At 39.4% G+C, this 12,442-nt stretch carries 11 protein-coding genes and 2 pseudogenes; 8 read left to right on the forward strand and 5 right to left on the reverse strand.

Annotation, left to right across the window (positions count from 1 at the left end):
* Positions 1-132: 132 nt before the first annotated feature.
* From F994_RS15425 to F994_RS15435, 3 genes are all read left to right on the forward strand, one after another.
* Entirely contained in the window at positions 133-1,176 is a 1,044-nt protein-coding gene (locus F994_RS15425) for a YqaJ viral recombinase family nuclease (RefSeq protein ID WP_004651522.1), read from the forward strand.
* A gap of 117 nt (positions 1,177-1,293) precedes the next feature.
* Positions 1,294-2,223, forward strand: coding sequence for a recombination directionality factor (locus tag F994_RS15430; RefSeq protein ID WP_004651523.1), 930 nt, complete (start codon positions 1,294-1,296; stop codon positions 2,221-2,223).
* 68 nt (positions 2,224-2,291) lie between these two features.
* Entirely contained in the window at positions 2,292-2,519 is a 228-nt protein-coding gene (locus F994_RS15435) for an AlpA family phage regulatory protein (RefSeq protein WP_004651525.1), read from the forward strand.
* 426 nt (positions 2,520-2,945) lie between these two features.
* On the opposite strand, the gene F994_RS15440 is transcribed toward F994_RS15435, so the two are convergent.
* Positions 2,946-3,854: a LysR family transcriptional regulator gene (locus F994_RS15440; RefSeq protein WP_004651526.1), complete on the reverse strand. Its 909-nt coding sequence runs from the start codon at positions 3,852-3,854 to the stop codon at positions 2,946-2,948.
* Positions 3,855-3,975: 121 nt separating this feature from the next.
* Between F994_RS15440 and F994_RS15445 the strand changes: the two genes are divergently transcribed.
* Both F994_RS15445 and F994_RS17280 read left to right on the forward strand, forming a co-directional pair.
* Positions 3,976-4,905, forward strand: a complete 930-nt coding sequence (locus F994_RS15445; protein ID WP_004651527.1) for an alpha/beta hydrolase — start codon at positions 3,976-3,978, stop codon at positions 4,903-4,905.
* 374 nt (positions 4,906-5,279) lie between these two features.
* Positions 5,280-5,429: pseudogene (locus tag F994_RS17280) on the forward strand (helix-turn-helix transcriptional regulator); the annotation flags it as partial.
* A 108-nt stretch (positions 5,430-5,537) separates the two neighbouring features.
* Here F994_RS17280 and F994_RS15450 read toward each other — a convergent pair.
* Complete coding sequence (locus F994_RS15450; protein WP_004651528.1) at positions 5,538-6,446, reverse strand: LysR family transcriptional regulator; 909 nt, start codon at positions 6,444-6,446, stop codon at positions 5,538-5,540.
* A gap of 173 nt (positions 6,447-6,619) precedes the next feature.
* On the opposite strand from F994_RS15450, the gene F994_RS15455 reads away from it, so the two are divergent.
* Complete coding sequence (locus F994_RS15455; RefSeq protein ID WP_004651529.1) at positions 6,620-7,168, forward strand: 2,4'-dihydroxyacetophenone dioxygenase family protein; 549 nt, start codon at positions 6,620-6,622, stop codon at positions 7,166-7,168.
* Between the two features lie 124 nt (positions 7,169-7,292).
* On the forward strand, positions 7,293-8,372 hold the full coding sequence (locus tag F994_RS15460; RefSeq protein WP_004651530.1) for a glycerol dehydrogenase: 1,080 nt from the start codon (positions 7,293-7,295) through the stop codon (positions 8,370-8,372).
* A 39-nt stretch (positions 8,373-8,411) separates the two neighbouring features.
* Here the strand turns inward: F994_RS15460 and F994_RS15465 are convergent, their stop codons facing one another.
* Entirely contained in the window at positions 8,412-9,182 is a 771-nt protein-coding gene (locus F994_RS15465; RefSeq protein WP_004651531.1) for an SDR family NAD(P)-dependent oxidoreductase, read from the reverse strand.
* 57 nt (positions 9,183-9,239) lie between these two features.
* The gene (locus tag F994_RS15470; protein WP_004651532.1) at positions 9,240-10,538 is read right to left on the reverse strand and encodes an MFS transporter; all 1,299 of its coding nucleotides are present in this window, start codon (positions 10,536-10,538) and stop codon (positions 9,240-9,242) included.
* A 260-nt stretch (positions 10,539-10,798) separates the two neighbouring features.
* On the opposite strand from F994_RS15470, the pseudogene F994_RS17895 reads away from it, so the two are divergent.
* A pseudogene (locus tag F994_RS17895) lies at positions 10,799-11,192 on the forward strand (hypothetical protein); the annotation flags it as partial.
* A 241-nt stretch (positions 11,193-11,433) separates the two neighbouring features.
* On the opposite strand, the gene F994_RS15475 reads toward F994_RS17895, so the two are convergent.
* On the reverse strand, positions 11,434-12,420 hold the full coding sequence (locus tag F994_RS15475; RefSeq protein WP_228128060.1) for an alpha/beta hydrolase: 987 nt from the start codon (positions 12,418-12,420) through the stop codon (positions 11,434-11,436).
* Positions 12,421-12,442: the final 22 nt, after the last annotated feature.

The raw sequence follows: 12,442 nt of genomic DNA on the forward strand, positions 1-12,442 counted from the left end.
GATTAGCCTAAGTAGACTCATCGCAATACTGAAATGCTCAACCTTACAAATACTTAACTCACTCATTCAAAAGCTGTGTCTACGGACACGGCTTTTTTTATGCCCAAAATTCAACAATGACAGGAAATAGCTATGAACTCAGCCGTAATTCATCCAAACAATGCAACACTGAATATCCACACCAATCGCCCAAAGCTGTTTACCGCAAAACGCTTTGTAGAGACTAAAAATATGACTCAAGCTGAATGGCTGGAAGTACGACGTAAGGGCATTGGCAGCAGTGACTGTGCCGCAGCGTGTGGCCTTAATCCCTATATGTCGATGTTGGAATTGTGGATGATCAAGACAGGACGGATTCAACAATCGATTGAAGATGAAAGTGAAGGTCATGCACCGCTGTACTGGGGAAAGCGGCTAGAGCCACTCGTTGCGGAATACTACAGCATGCATACCAACAGCAAAGTGCGTCGGGTCAATGCAGTGCTACAACACCCTGATCCAGACATACATTTTATGTTAGCCAACTTGGATTACTCAGTCGTGGGGAGTCAAGACGTACAAATTCTGGAGTGTAAAACCGCAGGGGAGTATGGCGCCAAGCTGTGGCGAGATGGTGTGCCTTTATATGTACTCTGCCAAGTGCAACACCAACTTGCAGTCACAGGCAAGCAAGCAGCACATATCTGTGTGTTACTGTGTGGACATGAAACGCGAATTTTCAAAGTCACGCGTTCTGAATCGGTGATTCAGCACATCGTCAATGCGGAACGTTACTTTTGGGAATGCGTGGAAAAGGATACCCCACCGGAAGCCGATGCTAGTGAATCGGCAGCTAAAGCCTTACAACTTTTATATCCAGAACATGTACCACTCAGTACGACAGACTTATCTGAAGATGAGCAAGCCAATCAACAGTTTGAGCAACTGATCCGAGTACGTAATCAAGTTGAAAAGCAACAGGAGCAGTTCGATCTACTTAAACATCAGCTTCAGGCCAAGATGCAACAGGCTGAACGTGCCACCTTTAAAACAGGTTCAGTGACGTGGAAAAAGTCTAAGGACTCGATCAGCTTAGATAGTAAAGCGTTACTACAACAACATCCTGAATACTTAAACCAGTTTCCGCAACACAAGTCAGGCACACGGCGGTTTCAGATTTACGCCAATGCTGTATAAGTCCATTTTTATTCATACAAGCATCACACGAAATACCAGCAAGAAAGCTCATATCAGCCCATGCCTACAGCATGGGCTTTTTTATGTTTACTTAATTTATATAAAGAGGAAATCAACATGATCAAAGGTTTAGCGATTACCCCACCGATACTCGGGCGAATCAGTATCGGTAAGATGGTGGAAAAGAATGGTAAACGCGTCCCTGAAAAGGATGACCAATTTACCTTGACCTCCCAAATTCAAAATAAAGAGGGTTGGATCAAACATCCACTGGATGAGCAACTTCGAGCTAAAGCACCGAATCAAAAACTCCGTTCAATTCCAGTCCGTATGATTTTCAATGATCCTGAACTGAATCTACGTGCAGAGTACACTTTATTTGACCGTCAAACAGGCCGTCCTGTTTGTGTGGGTAATGGTGAAACTTGCCAACGACTGACCAATCAAGGGGTAGAGCATCATCCTTGTCCATCACCTGACTTATGTCCATTGGCGCAAGGCGGGCTATGTAAACCTTATGGACGCTTACATGTCAATTTAGATGAATCGGATGAACTAGGGACATTTATTTTCAGAACCACAGGCTTTAATAGTATTCGCACTTTGGCTGCTCGGCTGAGTTACTACCACGCAGCATCCAATGGCTTACTTTCATGCCTACCTCTGCAACTCACTTTAAGAGGCAAGAGCACTATGCAAAGCTATCGAACGCCTGTGTATTATGTGGATTTAACTTTACGAGATGGCACAAACCTTCAAGAAGCGATTCAAACTGCCAAGGAGATTGACCAACAAAGTAAAACCGTAGGCTTCAATCAAAATGCCTTAGATGCAACAGCACGACTAGGCTTGAGTAATGCACAGTTTGAGGTGGGTGGTGATGAGGGACTGGAAATTGTTGAAGAATTTTACGTGGAAAAATCTTCTGAAGCTGATCAACAGCCTGTTGAATCTAAAGCTAAGACAAAACATAAGCTCAATCAGGATGATGGATTTGTACAGGATATTCAGAAAGGTTTGCAAGGGAGTGTGAGAGCAGTGAATTAGTTAATCTTTTACAGACCTCCTGATTATTTGAGCAGTAACGCTCGCATTATTGATTTGGAGTAAATTTTATGAATGCGTTCACAGGTCAGACTTTTCAGATGAATCAAATTATTAAATTAAAGGAAGTTATTCAATTTACAGGTTTAAGTCGTGCAACGATTTATAACATTATGGATGAGCGCCACAAGCAGTATGATCCAACTCTTCCAAAGCAAACTAATTTAACAGTAGGGCGTGTGGGATGGTCCGCTTGGGAAATTAATCAATGGATTGAGGCTAAGTTAGTGAGTCGTTGATCTAGGGAGCTTCAGCTCCCTTATTTTTTGTTCAAAATAATTTTTAACTTATTTAAATGTTATCTATCTACAGGTTAAATAAAAATTTAACAATAGCAGTGATCTAAAGTAAACTGCTTTAAAGTCGCTTTTTAATATTAGGCGTGGAATAGTAAAAGTCATATAAAAACCGTGATAATGCGATGATTACTGTCACGGATTCAGCTAAAGTAATGATGCTAAAGGAAAGTTTAAATGGGTTCTAACATAAGCTGTTATTCCCAAGTAGAAATGTCCTATATGAATATTTCCAAGTCAAGCACAGGATTCAGATTTCTTTGTTGAATTGCTGTTTTCTGTGCACATCTGCTTGGCATCTTTTGAGAACGATTACGTTTGTTTTGTTATTGCAGTTCTTCATGTTGTTGGATAAGGCTAATACAGAATCTATTCCCACGGAACCCCAGAAGACCAGTTCTCGATCAGCAAATCTATAAAGGCGCGTATTCTCGGTGACAAATGCTTCTTACTGGGGTAAATAAGCCTTATCGGCTCAGGAGGGAAAGGGAATTCCTCCAGAACAGGTATCAGCGTTCCGTTACGTAAATCATCCCCAATTAGATAAGTAGGCAGATGAACAATTCCGAAACCTGAAATAGCTGATACCCGCATGGCTTCTGAACTGTCGAGGTTAAGACGTCCCGGACCTTCATAGATAAAAGTGCCCTCTGAAGTAGCAAAGCGCCAGCTACGTCTTTTTTCCGCACTGAGCAGAAAGATTGTATCATGTCCTGTTAGTGCCTGAGGCGTTTCCGGTACTCCTCGCAAAGCTAAATATTCAGGTGATGCGCAGGTTACAATATGCTGAGTCGCTATTGTTCGGGTGAGGATACGCGAATCATCCAAGGGCTCGCCAATTCGGATAGCAATATCGAAACCTTCTTCAATAAGATCGACATACCTGTCGGTGAAAGACACTTCTGCCCGGAGATCCGGCCAGTGCTTCAGAAGCGTATCCAGAACAGGAAGAATATGCCGCTGACCAAAAGAAAGTGGCGCACTCAACTTTAGAGTTCCCGTCGGACGAACTCTGCGCATGGCCATAGTAGCATCAACCTCCTCCAGATCATCGAGTATCTGACGGCAGCGATCAAACATAATCCGTCCCTCATCCGTCAGGCTCAGCCGTCTTGTCGTGCGATTCAGCAAGCGGACACCAAGTCGGGACTCCAGCCGCACAATGCTTTTTCCGACGGCCGATCTGGTCAATCCTAATGTAGAAGCCGCGCGGGTATAGCTCCCCGCTTTAACTACAGCGACAAAAGCGGCGATATCACCAATTCTGTTGATTTCCATCCTTAAACACTCCTGTAATTTAGGGGCCTATGCGTTCCTGTATATGGGAATCATATTCCCTAATATTTGATATATCATATATTTCTGTAGTTATTTTATACAAATTTAAACCGGAATATTTATGCTTAATGAAAAAACCAAACAGGCCGTTAAAGAATGGTCAGAAAGCCTGGCTGGCCTCGGCCCGATTCTCAAAGGTGAAGATACTATTACCCCTATGAGCGAAGTCCGTAATGCGTATACTCGCATGCTAGCAAAAAATCCTGCACCTGCTGGCGTTAGCTTTAACGACGTGAACATGGGCGGGGTACTCGGAACACTGGTCATACCTGATGCCTTGAAAACCGATGCGATTGTCATGTATATCCATGGTGGAGCTTACATTGTCGGCGAACCGGCAGGCTATCACGGTATAGGCGGTAACTACGCCAGCATGCTGGGAGCACGTGTCTACATGCCAGATTATCGCCTTGCACCAGAGCATCCTTTTCCGACGCCGGTTCTAGATACAGTGCGTGCGTATGAGTGGTTGATTGAGCAGGGCTTTGACGCCAGTAAGATTGTTCTGGCCGGAGAATCTGCAGGCGGAGCCATGGTCATTACAGTCATGGTTGCAGCACGCAACAAAGGGCTTCCACTGCCCGCTGCAGGGGTCTCTATCTCACCTTGGGCAAACCTGGAGCATAGTGGAATATCAATGACTAACCGAGAAGGTCTTGATCCTCTGAACACTAAGGCTGGACTGGATTTTCTGGCCCGTGCTTTTCTTAGTGATGCATTGCCTAATCATCCGATGGCTTCACCAGTTTTTGCCGATGTGACTGGCCTGCCGCCAATACTCATTCAGATTGGTGAGAACGAACTGATGCTGAGCGATGCCATGCGTCTGGCAACCCACCTTGGTGATAACCGGGTGCGCGTAAATCTAGAAGTCTGGCCGGGCATGTTCCATGCATGGCATTTCTTTTCCACGCTTCAGCCAGAGGCGCTGCAGGCTCTGGAAAGTTCAGTAGTCTTTATTCAGCATGCTCTGAAGGATGTAGCTAAATAGTCATCATTAATGCTTATGTTTCAATTAGCGGCGCTGGTAACAGCGCTCGTCAGGAGTAAAAATGATGCATTCCCTGCAAGACTTCTATTTCCCTCCCTATGATCTTGAAAAACACGCCACCTATATATATCCGAAAGCAGACCAGTATTAAGCAACAAAGTATTGCATATACAGTTTTTGGCGGTAGATCCAACTGGCAAGAATCTCACGGATGATCCATCTACATGGAAACAGGTGTCTTTTAATTTGACATAAAATCTCTTATGCGAAATAAAAATGGGAAACATATGAACTGCCCCCGAAAGTTGGATATTCTTAGTCTAATTTGAAGGGTGCTTTTCTATGGCTAAATATTCTCAAGATTTTAAACACAAAGTCGTGCAACGATTTATAACATTAGGAATAAAAAGTATAAACAATATGACCCAACTTTTCCAAAGCAGGCTAAGTTCACGGTTGGTCGTGTTTGGTGGTCAGTATGGGAAATCAATCAATGGATTGAGTCTAAATTAGCGAGTCGATAAAAGATGGGAGGCTAGGCTTCTTTTATTTTTTGTTATATTCCAATTAGGTTTTTAAAAATTTAGCTTTCAAAGTTGTCAGTAATAAACTTAAAAAATCGTGCAATTATATTAAAAACCTATTTTCCATGGATGTAACTTTAGTTTTTGTTGTAAAAATTCAATAAAACATTTAATTCTAGGACTTTGTAATTTGCGGTTAGCATAAATTACATATAGTGGTTCTTTAACTTTAGATTTGTATTCAGTTAGAATTGGAACTAATTTGCCTAGTCGAATATCATTACCTATATGGTAATCTGCTAATCGTATTACACCTTCACCTTGAAGCGATAAATCTCTTAAAAAATCACCTTGAGAAAAAGATGCCAAAGGCTTTATAGGAATGATGAAACTTTCATTATTTTCTACAAAATCCCACTTATTCCAGCTGCTGGCAAAATTAAAATGAAAACATCTGTGCTGCAATAAGTCTTTTGGGTGAATTGGATTTCCATATTTTTTTAAATATGCTGGTGATGCACAAGTAATCCACTCACTTTCTCCAATTCTCGTGGCAATTCTCGAGGACGAGGGAAGGACACCTCCATAAATTGCAATATCAACTCCACGATCAAAATCGTCCTGATATACCGCATTTAATTCAAAATCTATATTGATTAGAGGGTACTTATCTAGAAACTCTGGTAACCAAGGTAAAATTTGATATCTAGCAAAAGTGGGCATTGTTCTTATTTTTAAATTACCGCTAATTGTTGTAGGCAGACCTTCAGCTAAGGAATCTGCTTCTGCCATAGCAGAAACGACATTTTTGGCACTGTTTAAATAGGCTAAGCCTTCTTCTGTTAAGGTGATTTGCCGAGCACCTCGCAGGATCAATCTCACACCGAGTCTATTTTCTAATCGATTGATTAATTTGCTCATTGCTGAAGGCGTTAAATCATGTGCTCTTGCAGCAGCTGAAAAACTACCATGCTCATAAGCCCATATAAACGCCATCATTTGGCGATAATTATCCATATAGCGGCCTCAAAAAAAGACATAAATTACTTTGAACTGATTTCATCATAGCAAATTTGAATACTTATTCCCTTGCCTAAGATTCACATATGTTTTGAATTGCATGCAATCAACAGCCATTTTTCTTTTGCTAAGATCTGGTCTATTCAAGATTCATATTCAAGGAGAATAATATGACTGCACAAAGAAACCCTGAACCAACACATAACGAAGAGTTAATGCCTTTTCAGCTTCCACAAGTCCCGTATATGTCTGCCGACTTGGTTCTTCCTGGGGTATTAGATAAATACTTAGAGGATGATAACTTATGGGTTCCAACATCAGAATCGGTGAGTTTCAAACCACTCTTGCTGAATACGAGCGCTGGTTATTATGTAAATTTATTACGAGTACGTAAAAGTGGTGTCTTATCACGTCATCGTCATACGGGAACTGTGCACGCTGTCGTTTTAAAAGGTCGCTGGTTTTATTTAGAACATGATTGGATTGCAGAAGAAAAATCCTTTGCATATGAACCACCTGGTGAAACACATACTTTATTTGTTCCTGAAGATGTTACAGAAATGATTACTCTCTTTATCGTTCATGGTGGTTATACTTACGTTGATCCATATGGTAAAGCGACTGGTTATGAGGATGTATTTACAAAGCTTGAAAGTACACGTGCTCACTATAAGAATATAGGCATTCCTGATTCAGAACTCGAAAAAATTATTCGATAAGCGTTTATCTTTCATTACAAAAAATGCCGATCATCAATTGATATGGCATTTTTTGTTTCTCATTATCCAAAATATAAAAATCCTCACTTGCTTTTGTTGAGTCGCATTTTGATAAGGAAATAAAATGTTAAAAATTATGGGTTTCCCCGGTGAATATATTCAAGGACCAAATGCACTATCGAGTATAGGTCAGATTCTTAAACGCTATCAATTTAGGAGTGTTGCCATCATTTATGATCAAGCAACTGAAGGGAGTATTTTAAAAAAATCAAAGAGTGCTTTAGAGGCTGACTTCATTAACTATTCAACTTTCAAATTTAGTGGAGAGTGTTCATATAAAACTATTAACTCTTTGAATGAAGAAATATTTAAGTATTCTCCAAATGCCATCATTGGGTTGGGGGGAGGGAAAGCCATGGATACAGCAAAAGCTGTCGCAAAATCGATGAATATTCCCATTGTCATTTGCCCTACAATTGCCTCTAATGATGCACCTACAAGTCGTTTAATTATTATTTACGATGAGTTTCATAAAGTCCAAGCAGTAGAAAAAACTAAATCAAATCCTGAAATTGTAATTGTTGATACAGAAATTATTGTACAAGCTCCGGCCCGATTTTTTTCTGCGGGTATTGGTGATGCTATTAGTAAAATGTTCGAAGCGAATCAATGTCATAATTCAAATGGCCTAAATTCATTTGGAACCCCACCTTTGGAAACGGCATTACTACTTGCGAATAGTACTTATCACAATTTATTAAAGTGGGGGAAGCTTGCACTGGATGATGTTAAACTCAAAAAAAATACGAGTATTGTTGAAAAAGTGGTGGAATCAACCGTCTTGCTGAGTGGTTTAGGCTTTGAAAGTGGTGGATTATCATTAGCTCATGCACTTATTCGAGGCTTAACAGCAGTACCTCAGCTCTCTTCACAATTGCATGGTGAATTAGTTGCTTATGGAACTGTTGTTCAAGCAGTTTTAGAGAAAAGAGAGCCTATTTTTATTGAAGAATTAAGAGCATTTTTAAAGTCAGTTGATTTACCCACTACACTTTATGATTTAGGTTATGCGTATGAATTGAAAGAAGATGATCTAAATACCATTATTTCAAATACTTTAAGTAATTCTTATAGTAAAAATTTTGTACCTAAAATTACACCTGAAGCTTTAAAACAAGCTTTAATTCAATCAAATCAATTTTGATCTTAAAACTAAAAAATAATGGGGTTGAACCCCATTATTTTACCGCATGAGCCATCCACCTGAGACATCAATGACTTGTCCCGTCACAAAATGACTCTGGTCTGAGGCTAAAAATTCGATAACATCAGCAACTTCTTGGGGCGTACCTAAACGTCCTAAAGGCGTATCTGCGATAAATGTACTATTGACCTCTTCACCCACCGCTGTAACCATCGGTGTTTCAATACGCCCAGGTGCGACTGCATTCACATTAATATTGAAAGGGCCCAATTCGCCTGCAAGGTGACGAGTTAATCCCGTAATTGCAGCTTTAGTGGCACTATAATGACAAGAAACAATAGGTAAAAAAGCGTGAGCGGCTACCGATGATGTATTAATAATTTTTCCAAATTTATTGTTGATCATTTCTGGAACTAAAATACGTATAAAATTAAAAGTTCCATTTAAATTTACATTGACGACAGTATTCCATTCCTCTGGTGGTAAGTCCCATATTTTATAAGGTTTACCATCATGCTTAGGAGAAATTCCAGCATTGTTTATTAAAGTGTCTATAAATCCAATTTCATTATAAAAATAATCGTATGCTTTTTTGCAACTTTCATAATTAGAAATGTCAGCACAACAGGCAAGAGTATTAATGCCTTTTGCTAAAAGCTCATTTTTTTTAGCTTCTAAAACTGTGTTATTTAAATCTACAATCGCGACAGTCGCACCTAACAAGCCAAAATGCTCTGCAATTTTTGCTCCAATTCCACTACCTGCACCAGTAACTAGAACCGTTCTACCTTTAAATCTGATATTTTTCATATCTATCTCATTAAAAAAGAGGTTATGTATGACATAACCTCTTTTTAAGTAGTTAAATTATTTGATTTTATTTAAATCAATACCTGTATTGTTTTTCCATGTAAGAACTGCAATTGTTGCTATAAGTGAAACGCTAATCAGATAGATATTAAATATCCAACCTTTATCAATAGAATATAACCAGGTGCTTACGTAAGAAGCTGTACCGCCAAAAATAGTGACAGCTAACGACATAAAGACGCCAAAAAACTTTGTTCTATATTTTGTTGGAACTTGTTCTGACATTGCTGCTGGTTTACATGACATTAAAAAGCCCATCGTTAAGAGGCCAATAGTTTGTGCAACTAATAACGTCCAAGGTTCGTTGCTAATTAAAGACCATAAAGGAAAAAGCAATAAAGAAGAACCGATGTATGTAATTAACGTATTGTTTTTTCTTCCGATATAGTCTGATAACAATCCCTGAAATGGTAAGCAAATCAAGTATATTACTTGCGCGATACAGCTCATGATAAATGCATCTTTTGCAGGCATTTTTTGGATACCAATCGCATATATAGCAGCACATGAAACCCAAGTATAAAAAGTTAAGGTAGAACCAGCTTCATACCAAAACAGTTTAAATCCTGAGGTTAAAATTTTCGAAAGTGGCCAATTCACCTCCTCTACTTGTTCATTTTTGTCACTTTCAATATGTGTTTCAAGCATATTTCGACGCAAATAAATTGCAAAAAAAGCTAATACACCACCAATCGCAAAAGGAATGCGCCAGACCCATTCATACATTTGTGCATCTGAATAAATGATATTAAGTATGGCAACAAATAAAGTTGCAACTAAAGATCCTGCACCTACAGCAAAGAAAGACATACTTGACCATAAGCCACGGCGATGTGGAGGAGCTATCTCAGCAATATATGCATAGGAAGTTGCAGTCTCACCTCCATGTGCAAAACCTTGAACCAGCCGAGCAATTAATAGTAATGCTGAAGCCCATGCACCAATTTTTTCATAAGACGGTATGAATGCAATCATTAAGCTAGCTAGTGCCATCATCACCATAGTGACGAGCATGATATTTTTTCGGCCGTACTTATTTGCTAACGGACCAAATACAAATCCACCTATTGGTCTAGAAACAAATCCGACTGCGAAAACTGCTAAAGTATTGAGTAAAGCTGAAGTAGGATCTGCTTTATCAAAAAGAGCTGAGGCAATATAGATAGAAGCGACTGCATAGATTGTCCAATCATACCATTCCAATAAATTCCCAACGCCACTCGCAATTAATGATTTTCTGATATCCTTCCGTGATGGTTGCGCTGTTTTTTCTTCAATTTCGGCAAAGCTAGACATATAAATTAATCCTTTTTCAATCTCTAATCATTCGTCCATGACCATTCAGTAGCTAACTCTTAACTCGTGGTCAGAGACATATCCATGTTTTATAAGTCATCGCTATTTTTTCATATTTATGAGAGCTGAATGTTGAAGTAGATTCATAGAGGTTATGAATAGATATCAATGCACCTTTTAGCAAATTGTCTTTACTGTGTTTGAAGTGATTACACAATTTATCAAGGTGTTGAATAACACCTTTGTCTATCCACTGATTTGACTTCCTCATTTTTGCTCGAAGTGGTCAGTTGCATTTAAATTATGTGAATCAAAGTAAACAGCAAACTAAAAAAGAATTCGTATGATACCTACAAACTAAGTTGCAAGAACAAGGCTGGAGTGTGGACCTTGGAATAGGTCAGAAAGATAGTTGTGTAGATTTAGCGATTAAGGATGATTTAAGTTCGGGTAGTTATATTGCAGTATTATAGTAGATGGTGAAAACTATGCTAAAGCAGCTACAGCACTCAGTTGAGACCAACTGCTTTAAATGGACTAGGCTGGGGCGTTTTATCGGTTTTGACGGTAGATTGGTGGTTAGATCCAGAGCAAAACTTAACTAAATTGGTAAAAGCATTGGAAGAGATAAAAGTTAATCAAAATGTTGCTTAAATTATCTAGAAGCAGATAAGGTTACTTCTTCTCTGTTTCTTTGACAGAATTTATAGCTGACCTATAAAAGGGTGAAAAGCTCTAAGTACGTTGAAATATTTTACATAGAAAATTATATTGCGAAAATGAATATGGTGAGAGCAACTTTATATCTTTGCTTCATCATGACCGGGGGAAACACCTAAATACATCGTTAAAAAGCCAAGTTGAGTGAGTCCTCTCAACTTGGCTAAAATCATATTTACTTTAAGTTTTGATTAAAGAAGTTGATCATCTTATCAAATGGAATGATGTCAACACGGTCATACAGATCAACATGATTGGCATTAGGAACAATATAGAGTTCTTTTGGTTGGGCTGCCGCCTCATAAGCTGTTTCACTAAAATAGCGTGAATGTGCTTTTTCACCATGAATAAAGAGAATAGGGCGAGGTGAAATTTCTTTAATGTACGTCAAAATTGGCATATTCATAAATGAAATTGGTGTCGTCATTGACCATGCATTGCCTGAATTGACTGCACGAGGATGATAGCCACGAGGCGTCATGTAGTAGTCATTATAGTCAACTAAGAACTGTGCTTCACCGCCACTTAATTTATTGTAAGCAGATTGATAAACAGGCTTTCCATTTTTTGCATCGATCCAACGCTGAGCACTGAGCTGTTCCAGCGTTTTGTTACGTTGTTCTGGTGTAGCACTATCATTATATCCTTTAGACATTACTCGGGTCATATCGTACATCGTGCTTGTAACAACAGCTTTTACTCGCTTATCTACGGCCGTCGCATTGAGTGCCATACCGCCCCAACCACAGATTCCGATCATTCCAATACGGGTTTGATCAACATTGGGTTGAAGTCCGATAAAGTCTACAGCTGCACTAAAATCTTCAGTATTAATATCTGGTGAAGCAATATTACGGGGTTCACCACCACTTTCACCTGTATAAGATGGATCAAATGCTAAAGTGACAAAGCCACGTTCTGCCATAGTTTGTGCATAGAGTCCAGATGATTGCTCTTTTACTGCACCAAACGGTCCGCCAACCACGATAGCTGGAAGTCTGCTTTTAGCATTTCTAGGTATATACAGATCAGCAGCTAGGGTAATGCCATAACGGTTTTTAAACGTCACTTTTTGATGCTCGACTTTGTTACTTTGAACAAAGGTCTTGTCCCATTTAGTGGTGAGTTTTAAGTCCTGATTAGCCAATGTGGCTTGGTTCATAGCTAAGGCTCCAATACTCAGG

This window comes from Acinetobacter bohemicus ANC 3994 (assembly GCF_000367925.1).
Classification (GTDB): domain Bacteria; phylum Pseudomonadota; class Gammaproteobacteria; order Pseudomonadales; family Moraxellaceae; genus Acinetobacter; species Acinetobacter bohemicus.